This window comes from Martinezella sp. CNPSo 3959 (assembly GCF_057784355.1).
The window spans coordinates 46,914-61,235 of record NZ_JBXSOV010000003.1 but is presented as its reverse complement, the minus strand read 5'-3'; the positions used below and the strand labels follow the sequence as shown (position 1 = coordinate 61,235).

Annotated in this window: 12 protein-coding genes and 1 pseudogene; 6 read left to right on the top strand and 7 right to left on the bottom strand. The window is 59.4% G+C overall.

The genetic code is table 11. The features are described from left to right. Positions 1-6: 6 nt before the first annotated feature. Entirely contained in the window at positions 7-831 is an 825-nt protein-coding gene (locus AC13RE_RS10935) for an aldo/keto reductase (protein WP_488562931.1), read from the bottom strand. 167 nt (positions 832-998) lie between these two features. Between AC13RE_RS10935 and AC13RE_RS10930 the strand changes: the two genes are divergently transcribed. Next, the gene (locus AC13RE_RS10930; RefSeq protein WP_015343910.1) at positions 999-1,907 is read left to right on the top strand and encodes a LysR family transcriptional regulator; all 909 of its coding nucleotides are present in this window, start codon (positions 999-1,001) and stop codon (positions 1,905-1,907) included. A 74-nt stretch (positions 1,908-1,981) separates the two neighbouring features. Here AC13RE_RS10930 and cueR read toward each other — a convergent pair whose 3' ends face one another. Continuing rightward, on the bottom strand, positions 1,982-2,431 hold the full coding sequence (gene cueR / locus AC13RE_RS10925; protein ID WP_112611026.1) for a Cu(I)-responsive transcriptional regulator: 450 nt from the start codon (positions 2,429-2,431) through the stop codon (positions 1,982-1,984). A 322-nt stretch (positions 2,432-2,753) separates the two neighbouring features. Between cueR and AC13RE_RS10920 the strand changes: the two genes are divergently transcribed. Together AC13RE_RS10920 and AC13RE_RS10915 are read left to right on the top strand one after the other, a co-directional pair. Then, on the top strand, positions 2,754-4,229 hold the full coding sequence (locus AC13RE_RS10920; protein ID WP_488562930.1) for a multicopper oxidase family protein: 1,476 nt from the start codon (positions 2,754-2,756) through the stop codon (positions 4,227-4,229). A gap of 269 nt (positions 4,230-4,498) precedes the next feature. Next, positions 4,499-5,833: an acetyl-CoA hydrolase/transferase family protein gene (locus tag AC13RE_RS10915; RefSeq protein ID WP_488562929.1), complete on the top strand. Its 1,335-nt coding sequence runs from the start codon at positions 4,499-4,501 to the stop codon at positions 5,831-5,833. A gap of 172 nt (positions 5,834-6,005) precedes the next feature. Here AC13RE_RS10915 and AC13RE_RS10910 read toward each other — a convergent pair whose 3' ends face one another. The 4 genes from AC13RE_RS10910 to AC13RE_RS10895 form a co-directional block, all read right to left on the bottom strand. Continuing rightward, entirely contained in the window at positions 6,006-7,097 is a 1,092-nt protein-coding gene (locus AC13RE_RS10910; RefSeq protein WP_132720290.1) for a porin, read from the bottom strand. 362 nt (positions 7,098-7,459) lie between these two features. Further along, entirely contained in the window at positions 7,460-8,647 is a 1,188-nt protein-coding gene (locus AC13RE_RS10905; protein ID WP_488563140.1) for an adenylate/guanylate cyclase domain-containing protein, read from the bottom strand. A 48-nt stretch (positions 8,648-8,695) separates the two neighbouring features. After that, entirely contained in the window at positions 8,696-10,318 is a 1,623-nt protein-coding gene (locus AC13RE_RS10900; RefSeq protein WP_488562928.1) for an MDR family MFS transporter, read from the bottom strand. 77 nt (positions 10,319-10,395) lie between these two features. Continuing rightward, positions 10,396-11,622 carry an HlyD family secretion protein gene (locus tag AC13RE_RS10895; protein WP_488562927.1) on the bottom strand — a complete coding sequence of 409 codons (1,227 nt, stop codon included), beginning with the start codon at positions 11,620-11,622 and terminating at the stop codon, positions 10,396-10,398. Between the two features lie 139 nt (positions 11,623-11,761). Here AC13RE_RS10895 and AC13RE_RS10890 point away from each other — a divergent pair, with 139 nt between their 5' ends. The 3 genes and pseudogenes from AC13RE_RS10890 to AC13RE_RS10880 all read left to right on the top strand — a co-directional run bounded on the left by AC13RE_RS10890 (position 11,762) and on the right by AC13RE_RS10880 (position 13,562). Next, positions 11,762-12,664, top strand: coding sequence for a LysR family transcriptional regulator (locus tag AC13RE_RS10890; protein WP_112339105.1), 903 nt, complete (start codon positions 11,762-11,764; stop codon positions 12,662-12,664). A gap of 69 nt (positions 12,665-12,733) precedes the next feature. Further along, positions 12,734-12,999, top strand: a pseudogene (locus tag AC13RE_RS10885) (type II toxin-antitoxin system Phd/YefM family antitoxin). Next, complete coding sequence (locus AC13RE_RS10880) at positions 12,996-13,562, top strand: PIN domain-containing protein (RefSeq protein ID WP_488562926.1); 567 nt, start codon at positions 12,996-12,998, stop codon at positions 13,560-13,562. The pseudogene AC13RE_RS10885 and the gene AC13RE_RS10880 overlap by 4 nt, the downstream one beginning before the upstream one ends. On the opposite strand, the gene AC13RE_RS10875 is transcribed toward AC13RE_RS10880, so the two are convergent. Further along, on the bottom strand, positions 13,487-14,254 hold the full coding sequence (locus AC13RE_RS10875; RefSeq protein WP_488562925.1) for an SDR family NAD(P)-dependent oxidoreductase: 768 nt from the start codon (positions 14,252-14,254) through the stop codon (positions 13,487-13,489). The genes AC13RE_RS10880 and AC13RE_RS10875 overlap by 76 nt on opposite strands. Between the last annotated feature and the right edge of the window lie 68 nt (positions 14,255-14,322).

Genomic DNA, 14,322 nt, shown 5'->3' with positions numbered 1-14,322 from the left:
AGCTCCTTAAGCGTCCCATTCGGGCGCGAGACCGGGCGGGCTGACGATCCGGCCATCCGGGCGTGCGAGATCGGCGATGGCCGCCATGTCTTGTTCATCGAGGCTGAAATCGAAAATCGCGATATTCTCCTTGACGCGCTCCGGATTGGCCGTCTTGGACAAAGCGATGTGGCCTTGCTGGATCAGCCAGCGAAGACCGACCTGTGCGGCGCTCTTGCCATATCTGGCGCCGATCCGCTGCAGCACCGGATCCTTCGGCACCGCACCGTCGGCCATGCCGTAGTAGGCGGTGATCGCAAGATCGCTTGCTTTTGCAGCCGCAACGAGCGCGTGCTGGGGCAGATAGGGATGGATCTCGACCTGATTGGTGACGATCGGCGTGCTGGAAAGTCTGACCGATTCCCGCATCTGGGCGATATTCTGGTTGCTGACGCCGACGAAGCGGGTTTTGCCGGCGGCTTTGACAGCGCTCAACATTTCGATCTGCTCCGCGGCCGGCACCTTGTCGCCCGGCCAATGCAGAAGGAGAAGATCGACGCGGTCGGTCTTGAGCTTGTCGAGGCTCTCGTCGACCGAGGCGGCGAACCTGTCCTGACTATAATTGTCGACCCAGACCTTCGTCGTCAGGAATAGATCATCGCGCTTGGCGCCGGCGACTGCAAGAGCCCGCCCGAGTGCCGCCTCGTTCTGATAGATCTGTGCGGTGTCGAAATGACGGAAACCGGCCTCCAGTGCGGCCGGGATGACCCGCTCTACTTCTGCGTCCGACATGCGGAAGACGCCGAAGCCGAGCGCGGGAATTGTTGCGCCATGGGCGGTAACGGTAAGCATCGAAAACTCCTTTTGAAAGCCTCGGCGGCTTCGGCCGCCGTGAATGGATCGAGCACCGGACTTGATGGCGCAATCTCTTCCGCCTATGAAATAGAGAGCGCGTTCTCGCTTGAGAATTGGCTGAGTTTTCACATTATTTGTGAAACTAAATCAAAGATCGGTGTTCCATGGATAATCGCGCAGGCGAAATGCAGGTATTTCTTCGTGTGGTGGAAGCCGGTAGCTTTTCGGAAGCGGCGCGCCTGCTGCGCATGACGCCTTCGACCGTCAGCAAGTTGATCTCCCGCATCGAAGCCAGGCTCGGCGTGCGGCTCGTCGAGCGTTCCACCCGGCGGCTGTCGCTGACCCCGGAGGGCCAGATCTATTATGAGCGCAGCCAAGCCCTGCTGCATGATCTCGACGAGGTCGAACAGGAGCTGGCACAGGGTGCGACGACGACCGGCGGCACGGTGCGGGTCAATATTGCCGTTGCCCTGGGGGTGCTCGGCCTCGAGCCGCTCTTGCCGGAATTTTGGCGGACCTATCCCAATGTTGTCGTCGATCTGTCGCTGTCCGATGAAATTGTCGATCTTTATCTCGATCGCACCGACGTTGCTTTTCGGGTTGGGGCTTTGCCGGCTTCAGGCATGATTGCCCGCCGCATCGGTATTGCCCGCCGCAAGATCGTCGCAGCGCCCAGCTACCTCGATCGCCATGGAATACCGCTGGGTGTCGATGATCTCTCGCGGCACAATTGCCTGGGCTTCAATTTCCGCCGTCTTGCACCCGTCTGGCCGATCAGGGAAAGCGGCCGCATCGTCGATCGCGCCATGACGAGCTCGCTACTTGCCAATAATGGCGAAACCGTCCGGCGCATGGCGCTGGCGGGTGTGGGACTTGCCCGCATGGGCGACTATCACGTACGGGCCGACATTGCGGCCGGCCGTCTCATCGAGGTGCTTGCCGATGTCGTCGAGCCGGACGAGGAGCAGATCCATGCGGTCTTTCTCGGCGGCGCGCGCATGCCGCAGCGCGTGCGCGTCTTCCTCGATTTCGTCGTGCCGCGTCTCCGGCAATTTCTGGATGGAGGCGCCTGAGCGGCCTTGGCAGGGATTTAATCCCGACCATGCTATGTGCTGGCAACCCACCACCAAGACGTCGGCGGGCAAGATCACTGCAGCGGCCGCGGTATGGCGCCGGTTCGAGGCTGGATCGACAGATTTTCGTCCTCCCGGTCGGTCTCAAGCCGCTGCAGGATCGGGCAATGCGGACGATGGTCGCCCTGGCAGGAGTTAACGAGCATGGTGAGTGTGTGCTCCATATCCTGCAGGTCCGCGATCTTTTTCTTCAGTGCCGCGATATGACCCTGAGCGAGGCGCTTGACCTCAGCGCTCTGGCGGCTTTCGTCGCGCCAGAGCCCCAAAAGCTCGCTGATTTCGGCAACGGCAAAGCCGAGATCGCGCGCCCGGCGGATGAAACGCAGCATGTGCACGTCGGTGTCCGAATAGTCGCGATAGCCCGATGCCGTTCTGCCGGCCGCCGGAATAAGGCCGGTTTCTTCGTAATAGCGGATCATCTTGGCCGATACACCCGATGCTTTCGCCGCCTGTCCGATATTCATGAATGTTCTCCTGACAGGCCCCGCCTGATGTTCCCGATGGTAGATGGGGCTTCCAACCATGGGAAGGTCAATAGCATATTTTCCGGTGCAGGACACTTGACCTTACCATGGTTGGAGCCTCCACTTTGAGCACCATGAGATCAAAACAGATGAGAATTCTCATGGTGCTGCGACTTGAAAACATGACCTGCGGCGGCGGCGCCAGATCCGCCACCAAGGCAATCAGTCTGTCGATCCAGACGCCAGGATCGAGACCAGTCCGGACGCGTTCACGGTGGTGAGCGGCCTTATGAGGATATCGTTGAGTAAGAGGAAGCAATTGATGCATCGACGTAATTTTCTGACAGGGCTGGCAGGCCTTGCGATTTCCGGGCCGGCCGCGGCCCAGATGATGCATGACATGGGACATATGGGAGCAAACGGCGCCCATGACATGCCGATGACCAGCGGTAAGCCTGTCTTGCCGGAAGGACAGTCTTTGCGGGAGCTGCCGCGTTTGATGAACGAGGCCGGCGAAGCGGGTCTATTCAAGGCAAGGCTTGCCGCCGAACCGGGGTTGGTTCGCTTCGCAGACAGGCTCGACACGCCCGCGCTCCTCTATAATGGCGGAAATCCGGTGATCGAGGCGCGTGAGGGCGACAGGGTCGAGATCACCTTCAGGAACGGCATTCCCGATGAGCCGACGACGGTTCATTGGCATGGAATGCCGGTGCCGGCCGATCAGGATGGCAATCCCATGGAATCCATCGCCTCGGGTAGCGAGCGCCTCTATGCTTTCGATTTACCGCAAGGTAGCGCCGCATCCTATTGGTTCCATCCCCATCCGCATGGCCTCACCGCCGCGCAGGTCTATCGCGGGCTCGCAGGCATCTTTCTGGTGAAACCCAAAGATGACCCGATCCCTGCGGAATATGGCGATACTGTTTTGATGTTCACCGATCTTCGGATCGCTGAAGATGGAAGCATGCCGGCGAGCAACATGATCGATGTGATGAACGGGCGCGTCGGCGATCATGTGCTCGTCAACGGCCAGAAAAATCCGGTCTTGATCGTGAGGAAAGGAGAGAAGCGTCGCCTGCGCCTCTTCAACGCGACAAATGCGCGCTTCCTGCGGCTGGCCTTCGAGAATGCCGCCATGGTGCTTATTGGAACCGATGGCGGCCTTATCGAGGCTCCTGTCGGCATCGACGATTTGCTGCTTGCGCCCGCCGAGCGCGTTGAGCTCATCATCTCCTTCGATAGGCCGGGAGCGGCAAAGCTTGTCACGCTTGGCTATGAGCGCGGGTGGATGGGGCCCGGCAAGCCTGAAGCGGCCGGCATCACCCTGCTGACCGCCAATGTTTCAGACGAGGCTGCACCCAACGTGCCACCGCTTCCCGCGAAGCTGCGCTCCATCGAACACCTTTCTAAGCCGGCCGTCACACGTCGCTTTGCGTTGACGGAATCCATGGAAGGCATGGAGATGAAGTTCCTCATCAACGGCGCGAGTTTCGATATGAACCGCATTGATGAGGTCTCGAAGGTCGGTCAGGTCGAGTTATGGGAGATCGTCAATCAGGCGGATATGGACCATCCGTTTCATGTGCATGGGACGCAGTTCCAAATTGTCGAACGTGAAAAGAATGGCGCGGTCACCAAGCCATCCTACCGGGCCTGGAAAGACACTGTGAACGTTGCCGCCAGCGAGACGGTGCGCGTCCTGCTGCGGCAGGATTTGCCGGGGCGGCGCATGTATCACTGCCACATCCTCGAGCATGAAGATCTCGGCATGATGGGTACAGTCGACGTCAGGGCCTGACACCTCCATCATCCATCGAAGCGTGGAGAGAAAATTGTCCTTCCCTTCATCCTTGGCCTCGGAACTTGTGTTCGATGAGGTCGCGGCCGGTTTCACCTTTGCCGGTGTGAATGCGATGTTCGGGTCTTGCGCAAACAGCAGGTTAGGCGCTTTTATGTAAGCGCAGTTCCACTGCAGCAAGCGCTCGCGGCGGCCTCGGAGGAGGGCCGGCCACGATCCCGCGGTGGATGCCAAATTGTGCTGACGGTGGCATTCAAGGGGAGGACTCGATGGCCGCTAATCATCAGACGCAATACCGCGAACGCGTGCGCTCTGCACAGGAGGCCGTTGCCTTAATACCGTCCGGTGCGAAGATCGCCATGCCAATCGCCGCCGGCCAGCCGCCTGCCATCCTTGCGGCGCTGGCCGAACGTGCGCGGGCCGGCGTGGTGGACAATGTCCGGCTTTATTACCTGCTTTGCACGGGTGTCGCCGGTTCCAGCGTGCTCGACTTCGACCTACGCGACCGCATCATTCCCATGAGTTATTTTCATGGAGCGGTAGATCGTGCCTTGGATAAGCGGCGAATGGCGGAGATGCTGCCTGCCGCCGAAATCGTACCATGCCATTTCAGCCAGGTGCCGCGCTCGCTTGTTGAGCATGTCGGCGTGGACACATTGATCGCTACCGTCTCGCCCATGGATGCGGACGGAAATTTCAGCCTTGGCGCTAGCACGGATTATGCCCTGGCAGTCGCCCGCAAGCCCGGCGCTCGGCTGATCCTCGAAGTCAATCCCAGCATGCCCTATGTGCGGGGCAATTGCATGATCCCGGTCTCAAGCGTCACGGCACTTGTCGAGAATGACGCAAGCCTTCCGGCGCTTGCTGCCGCGCCTCGTTCGCAAGTCGATGATGCGATCGGTGCTATCATCGCCGGACTTGTGGATGATGGTGATTGCCTGCAGATGGGCATCGGTGCGCTTCCTGACGCAGTTTGCGCCGGTCTTTCAGAACACCGTCACCTCGGCACCCATACAGAAATGATGACATCGGGACTTGCCGCTCTGGTCAGGGCCGGCGTGGTCGACAATAGCCGCAAGCAGATCCATGTCGGGCGAACCATCTTCACCTTTGCGCTGGGAGATAAGCCGCTTTACGACTTCCTGAACGATAATCCCGATGTCGAGGCGCATCCCGTTGACTATGTGAACAATCCGTTCGTCATCGCTCAGAATGATCGCATGGTGTCGGTGAATGCGACGATGCAGATCGATCTCAACGGTGCGTGCAATTCCGAATTCGTCAACGGAAGGCAGTTCAGCGGTTCCGGCGGTCAGGTGGACTTCGTTCGCGGCGCCTACGCCTCACGTGGCGGCCGCTCGATCATTGCCTGTCATGCGACGGCGGCGAAGGGAACGCTTTCGCGTATCGTTCCGACCCTCACAGGTCCGGTAACGACCTCGCGCAACGATATCCATATCGTTGTTACGGAATATGGCTGGGTGAACCTCAAGGGCAAATCGGTGGCAGAGCGGGCAAAGGCGATGATCGCGCTTGCTCATCCCGATTTCCGGGAGGCGCTGGATCGTGCCGCTCATCAAGCGGGCTACTACGCGCCAGACTGATGTCGTTTCTGACGACGGGAAGGGCGTAGGTTCGCTGGGCAATAAGAAGGAACCGGAGGGAAACCGGATCCTTCCGGCTTTGATCGGAGGTCAACCGATTGCTATGAGAAGCCTGATGGATCGGTACATCAGGCTTCCCGTACCTAGTCCCAGGAGACCAGGTAGGTCGCTATTAGAAGCTACGCTGGAAGCGCAGAATACCAGCCCACTGATCCTGGTTCACAGAATCGAAGTTGGTGTAGGAGACTTCCGGCTCGATAAGCAGGTTCTTGACCGGGTTCCACTTGACGTTGGTGGTTGCGGCAAAGATCTTCGAGTCGGTGTAGGCGAGCTGCAGGTTCCACTTCAGCTTTTCGTTGATCGGAACGCCAACGCCGCCCCAAACAGCCCAGTCACCCCAGCCGCACTTCGATGCATCGTTAGCCGGGCAAGAAGAACGAGCCAGGTTGGTACCGGCATACTTGTTCAGGTTGTCGCCATCGGTGTTCCAGCCGCCCATCAAGAAGGCTGAGAAGACGCCGAAGTCAGCATCGACGCGAGCCTTGATGGCGCCTTCCGACTTGATCGAGTCGTAACCGCCGATGACCTTGAAGCCCCATGCGCCGGACTTGAAGCCAGCACCGGCAACGACGTCGGGAGCGTAGTGGTTGGCTTTGTCGTCCGATGCCCAGCTTGCGCCGTAGCCAGCGCCCGAGCCGCTGGAGTTCGAGTCTTCAACCGAGACCACAGCCGTGAAGCCATTGCCGGCGTCGTAGTTGTAGGTCAACTGGTTGAGTTCGTACGGACCGTCATAGATCACGTCGTCGTTGATGACGTCGCCGGCATAACCGATGTAGGAGTTGAACTGCGAGTCAGCCTTACCGACGAGGAAACCGCCGAGGCTGATGTTTGCGAACAGCAGCTTGGAGGAAGTGGAGTTGCCTTCCTGCCAATCCCAACGGATGACCGTGTTGGTCTTCAGCGGGCCGTATTCAGTGTCGGTCGCGGTATCGACGCTCAGCTGAGCGCGGGTATGCCAGAGAGTGCCGTTATGGCTGTTGGCATTGTAGGCGTCGTACCACTTGCCTTCGGTACGGACCATGCCGCCGACCTTGAGGCAGGTTTCGGTGCCTGGAATGAAGAAGTAGCCAGCGCCATACGCATCGCAGATGCGAACGTATTCCAGCGGCTCGGGCTCAGCAGCGACGATCGCGTCAGCCGCATGGGCACCGGATACTGCTGCCAGCGCAGCAGCGGAGCCGAGAAGAAGGCTCTTGATGTTCATTATAAACTCCTGATTGTAGCGGGTCGTACATATTCCAAGGAGCGAGCACAACGAACCCTCCCGGCGACACTGCTTGCAACAAGAAGCAAACACCAGGCATCTGCGAGCGACTGCGGGTATTATCCCCACCCCTTTGGAACCTCGTTAGCTGGCGGCTGAAATAACCCACCAGATCGCAAGCTAATTAGCTCCCGGGAACACAGCTATATACATTCTGATTGTTTGTAAATTAGCTCCGGAAGTATCCGGAAACGGAAAAAAGGGTTGTTGATTTCATGCAACACATGCCAGGCGCGAAAATTCGGGCCGGAGAGGAGCCGGCCTCCTTATAGTGCCCTGCGCTGCATCTCCTGTCCGCCGCTTCAATAAGCGATCGTGAATAGTTCCATCGCCTCGGCAAAGCCCTTCAGCCTCTGTTGGCCGATGGAGATTGCATCGTTGATTCCCGCCTCATCTCGAAACGCGTCGGACATCAGGAGCGCTTCGCTCCTTTCGCTGCAGACGTTCTGTATGCGGCTAACGATATTGACATCAGGGCCGATCAAGGTGAAGTCCAGGCGGTTGCCGGAGCCGACATTGCCGTAGCTCACCTCCCCATAGTGCAGCGCGATGCCGACCTTGACTGGTATGCCGCTGTATTCAAAACCGCTTAGCTCGGAGAGGATTCTCCTTGCTGCGGTCAGCGCTGCATCGCAGGCTCCGGACGTGTCGGCGCCTGGAAAGAATGCCAGAACTGCATCGCCCATGAATTTCAGTACTTCACCGCCTTCATGGGCAATCGCCGGTATCACCTTGTCGAAATAGGCGTTCAGCAGTTCGAGCACGGTGCTGCCGGGCTGGCGATTGGAAAGCTCGGTGAAACCGCGCAGATCGCACAGCAAAAGGGCTGCCTCCATCGATTCGATTTCGCCGCGACGAATGTGTCCGGCAAGGATGCGGCTCGCCGTCATCGGGCCGATATAGGTATCGAGAAGGCTGAGTTCGCATTGTCTGAGGACGCGGAGTTCGCAGGTGTTGCGCAATGCCGGCAGGATGCGCTCGATCAGGTCTTTCTCGCCGGATGTGAAGCCGCCTGGCCGCCGCGTGGCAAAAACGGCGCAGCTGATCGGTCCGTCGGCGTTGCAAAGCGGCGCCACGATCAGTTGCACCAGCCCCCGGCCGGAAAATATGTCGATATGCTGCCAGCGCCCATGCGGACTTTCGCCCGGACCGACGACGAGCGGCTCGCGCATCTCCTGTGCCTTCATGAGTGGCGTATTGGCAAGCGCAAGGCGTGAGCCATGTTCGCGATCATGGATCTCGACCGGTTCGCCGGGCGCCCAGGCGAAGGTGCGGCCGATGAATTCGGGATGCAGCGTCGTCAGGTGCAGCGTCAATCGATCGACGGGAAGGCCAAGGGCCTGCAGGCGGCGGCCAAGACCTGCGACAAGGCCCGCCTCGTCGAGGGCATGGCATTCGTCGCCGGTCAACCATTCGATGAGGCTCAGTGTTGCTCTGTTACCGATGCCGCCGCTGAGCGTCTTGGGGTCGGCTGTTGCGGCTTTTGGCATGTCATGCAGCAAGGTCATGGTTATTTTCTCCTCTTCGAGGTGCGGCGCTCAATGCGCGCCGCCGCCGGAAAGTTGACCGGCTTTTTTCAGAAGCAGGCTGGCAATGAGGGCAACGACCAGTGCGACGCCAAGCAGATAGAAGGTGTCGCTGAAAGCCATGATATTGGCTTGCTTGCGAAGGCTGGCCGCTACTGCGACAATGGCCTTATGCGTCGCAAGCGCTTGATCACTCACTCCATGGTTCATGAAGTAGCTGGTGAGGTTGGCGACGCGCGCGCGGGTCGCCTCTTCGAACACCGAGACTGAATTGGTGAGGATGTTCGAATGAAACTGCTCGCGCTTGGTGAGGAAGGTCTGCAGCGCGGCAATGCCGACCGCACCGCCGAGATTGCGCATCATGTTGAACAGCGCCGAAGCGGATCCGGCATTTTCCTGCTCGATGCCGGCGGTCGCGATCGCCGTCAGCGGCGTGAAGGCGAGTGCCTGGCCGACCGCACGCACGATATTTGGCCAGAAGAGCTGATCGCTGGCATAGTTGCTCGTCATGTAGATGTTCATGAAGTTCGAGGCGGCGAAGAGCGCGAAGCCGACGATGATCAGCAGGCGAGCGTCGATGCGCTTCATCAGCCGTGGGACCAGCGGGATCAAGATCAGCTGCGGAATGCCGGTCCAGGCAAGCACCATGCCGATCTGCTCGGAATTGTAGCCCTGGATGCGCGTCAGATAGATCGGCAGGATGAAGACCGAGCCATAGAGAGCGACGCCCATCAGGAAATTGGCGACGATACCGAAGCCGAAATTGCGGCGCACCAGCAGACGCAGATTGAGGAGCGGATGAGAAGCGCGAAGCTCGATGATGAGGAAGAGCGTCAACGAAACGGCCGCGATGATGGATAGACGGACGATGAAGGGTGAGCCGAACCAGTCGTCCTTGTTGCCTTCTTCGAGCACGGTCTGCAGTGCTGCAAGGCCGACCGCCATGGTGATGATGCCGGGCCAGTCGCCCTTGGCGAGCAGTGAGAGGTTCATTGGCGCGGGGTCGAGCGAGATCCAGAGCATGCCGACCATCAGGACGCCCGGCACGAGATTGACGTAGAAGATATATTCCCAGCCCCAGTTTTCGGTGAGATAGCCGCCGATGGTCGGGCCGATGGCCGGCGCGAAGGTGGCGGAAAGGGCAAAGAGGGCAAGACCCATCGGTTGTTTGGGCTTCGGCAGCAGCGTGATGATGATCGTGAAGGCCATGGGGATCAGCACGCCGCCGGAAAAGCCCTGGATGGCGCGCAGCACGATCATCTGTTGCAGGTTTGCGGCAAAGGCGCAGGCGACTGAAAAGAGCAGGAAAAGCACGGCATTGGTCAGCAGATAGTTGCGCACTGAAAAGACGCGAGCAAGCCATGCGCTAAGCGGAATGACGACGATCTCTGCGATCAGATAGGAGGTGGAAATCCAGCCGCCATCGTCCGTACCGGCGCCGATCGCGCCCTGAATGTCGGCAAGCGAGGCGTTGACGATCTGGATGTTGAGAACGGCCATGAAGGCGCCGAGCGTGGAGCCGACCACGGCGGTCCACATACGCAGCGGGCTCATGGCTGGTCGGACGACGGTAGCGGTTGAAGCACCCGGCGATGCGGCTGAATTGTTGTTTGCGGCGATCTGAAGAGTGGCCACGGTGTGTCTCCTTCCGGCTCATGCCGGAACAATCTCATGACGATGCTGAGGTGATAATCGACGAAAATCGGGAAGGATCATCCACCCTGGCTGGATGATCCCTGCGCGCCGGCCGTCGATGTCTGGGCAGCCTTGGTATCGATTTCCGGCTCCACCGACATGCCCGAGCGCAGCAATCCGGCGAGATTATCGTCGTCGATGACGATCTTAACCGGTATGCGCTGGACGATCTTGGTGAAGTTGCCGGTGGCGTTGTCAGGCGGCAGCAGCGAGAATTCGAGCCCGCTTGCCGGCGAGAGGCTGTCGACATGGCCCTTGATGGTGACGTCGGGGAAGCTGTCGACCTTGATTTCGACGGATTGGCCGGGACGTACATAGGTCAGCTGCGTTTCCTTGAAATTCGCAACGACATAGACCGAATGCAGCGGCACCACTGCCATCAGCTGCGTACCTGCCGTCACATATTGTCCCACGCGGATCGAGCGGGCACCGACCGTGCCGTCGACGGCTGCGACGATGTTGGTATAGGAAAGATTGAGCTCGGCCTGCTGGACGGCCGCAGCGGCACGATCGCGTTGGGCGGCTGCCTGGTCTCGCTGGGTCTGCAGCACGGGAACTTTGGTTTGAGCCGCGACGAGCGCGGCCTGGTCGCGCTCGACAGCGGCCGCTGCCTGCCTTCTGGCCGATTCTGTCTCTTCAGCGCGCGACTGTGTGCCAACGCCGTTGGTAATCAAACGAGCCGAACGGGCGGCATCTGATACAGCATAATCCAGAGAGGCTTGCGACGCGTCGACCGTTGCCTTGGCTTGCCCGATCAGCGATTGCTGCAGCTGGATCTGCGCATCGATATTGGCGATCGCTGCATCCGCAGCCTTTAAATCGGCTTTTGCTTGGGAAAGCGCGGCCTGGAAGTCGCGGTCATCGATGCGGGCAAGCAGCTGGCCGGCCTTGACATGGTCATTATCGTTGACAAGCACCTCCTTGATGTAGCCGGCGACCTTTGGGGCAATCGTGGTGTAATCGGCCTTCACATAGGCGTCGTCGGTGGATTCGATGAAGCGTCCGACCGTCCAGTAGCGATAGCCGAAATCCGCCGCGACCGCGACGCCGGCCAGCAGCGCGGCGATCAACAAGCCGCGCTTGATGAGCTTCCTATCTGCCTTGGGGCTGGCGTCAGCGACAGGCGCTTCGGCAACTCCTCCTTGCGGAACGTCGGCGGCAGGAGATTTCGCGACCTCGTTGACTGGAGCAGCATCGGCCTGGCTTGCGTTCTTGAACGCCTCGTTGCGCGGTAGTTCGACCATCGTCCGTTTCCTTCAGTGCGCCACCCCTTTTTGTTCGGGGTCATTTTTGATGCCATGAAGATGCGTCCGAACGATCCTTCTGATAATCTCCTCAAATCGGGAAGGATCATCAAGTCACAGTGGATAATCCGAGGACAATATGGATCGGTTGACCAGCCTCGCAGTCTTTGGCCGGGTGGTGGAATGTGGCGGTTTTTCCGCCGCCGCCCGCCGTCTCAACATGTCGGTCACCATGGTGGGCAACCATGTGCAGTCATTGGAAGATCACCTCGGAGTGCGGCTTCTGAACCGCACGACGCGTCGGGTCAGCCTGACGGAGACCGGCAAATATTATTATGAGCGATCCTCGCAGATCATTGCCGATCTCGAGGAGGCCGACCGGACGGCGGGCGCGCTTAGCACCATGCCGCGGGGCACGCTGAAGCTCTATACCAGCGGCGCCATCGTGCGTTTCCTGCTCCCCGTCGTCAACGAGTTCATGACGCTATATCCGGCGATCTCGCTTGATTTCAACGTCGGCGAACGGTCGATCGACATGGTTGAGGAGGGCTACGATCTGATGATCCGAACCTTGCCGGCACCGGACTCGACGCTCGTCGCGCGCAAGCTCGCACCTTGGCGCCATATGCTCGTCTGCTCGCCCGAATATCGTGAAACGCATCCCATGCCGAAAGTGCCGGCCGACCTCGCGGAGCATAATTGTCTGCAATATACCTATTATCCCTACGGCGACGAATGGCGTTTCGAAGATGCTGACGGGAAGCAAGTGAGGGTCAAGATCTCAGGCAATGTCGTCTCGAACAATGCCGAGACGCTGCGCTTTCTTTTGGCAAGCGGACAGGGCATTTTTCTGGCCCCGAGCTTCATCGTCTTCGAAGAGGTCGCCGCCGGCCGTCTCGTGCGTGTCATGCCCGACTACCGCGCCGTGGAATTCACCATCAGCGCAATCTATCCCAACCGCAGTCATCTGCCGACGAAAGTGCGTTTGTTCATCGACCTTTTGGCAGAGCGTTTCGTTGAGCACCGCAAGTGGATGACCTGAACGCGCCTTGATTTTGCAAGAATGTGCTCCTAAAAAAGGTCATAAGTGCCCCTTTTTTAGGAGCCTGCCATGACAATGATCAACTTAAAGGATGCCAAGGCGTCGTTTTCCCATGTCATCGATCAGGCTGCAGCCGGTGAGTTTGTAACAATTACCCGTCATGGGCGTGCCGCAGCCGTCGTTGTCAGCGTGAAGGCAGCCGAAGAGGCAAAAAAGCGATCCGGAAGGGCCGACCGAGCCTAGTTCAATACCTGAAGACCTTTCCGGCTGATTTCGATCCCACCGAGGATGTTTTCTCCAGAATTCCCGCTCCATCTCGCGAGGTCGATTTGTGAGCTTTCTTCTCGACACCAACGCGATCTTCATGTTCGCTCCGTCCAAAGCCAGCGCATCGAATACGTTTGCCGAATGGGTGGATGAACAGGATCGGCAGGATGCGATCTACCTTTCACCCCTGACGATCCACGAGATCGAAAAGGGCGTGCGATTGTTGGAAGCAAAAGGCGCCAAAGCAAAGGCTGCGGGAATTCATACCTGGCTGCAGGGATTGATTGCCGGCTATGGTGATCACATCCTGCCCGTCGACAAGGACATCGCTCTTGAATCCGGGAGGCTCGAGGCGAAAGCAGTCATCGCCGGGCATAGTCCCTGCACGGCGGATGCGATGATCGCGGGAACGGCAAGCATTCACAATGCTGACCGTGATCACCGCCAATCTCAAACACTTCCTGCCCTTCGGCGTAGCCGTCAAGTCACCGGATCAGGTGGGGCGCTGACGCCGTCTCGACAGAAGGTTTGGTGGCTTTACCACTGCGTCGGTGATCAGATGGCGGTAAAGCCGTTGTCGACGAAGAGGTGGATGCCGTTGACGAAGTTGGACTCGTCGGAGGCCAGATAGAGGGCAGCGCGGGCCACATCCTCGGGCTCGCCGATCCGCCCTTGCTGGGCCGCGATTGCCGCATCCGAAACATCGACGCCCAGAGCCTGCAACTCCGCCACTTCACGCAACCCGTGCGGCGTGCGGATGAAGCCGGGGCATACGGCATTGCAGCGGATATTGCGATCGCGGAACTCGACTGCGATGGCGCGGGCAAACATGTGCACCGCTCCCTTCGTCGTGTCATAGAGCACTTCCATCGGGGTTGCGGCAACAGCCGAGATCGACGAGGTGCAGACGATGGAACCGCCGCCGGCTGCGATCATGCCCGGCAGCACGGCCTTGGTCATCAGGAACATCGAGCGGACGTTGACGCCATGGAGCCATTCCCATTCCTCCAGCGTCGTTTCGAGGAACGGCTTGATGACGATGGTGCCGGCATGATTGAAGAGCACCGTTACCGCACCAAAGCGGTCTTCGATGCTTTTGACTGCCGCATTGACGGCCGCCTCATTCGAAACATCGGCAACCCAGTGGTCGGCAACGCCGCCAGCGTCTCGGATATCACGCACGGTCGCGGCCGCTGCGTCGCCGTTTCTGTCGATGATCGCCACCTTGGCGCCTTCCGCCGCAAACAGGCGCGACGCTGCGCCGCCCATGCCGGTGGCGCCGCCCGAAATGATGGCAATCTTGCCCTTGAGCCTATCCGTCACGCATTTCCCCCATCCGCCGCACGCGCAAAATCGATGCCGATGCGGCCCTTTGCCGATGCCAATCAAAA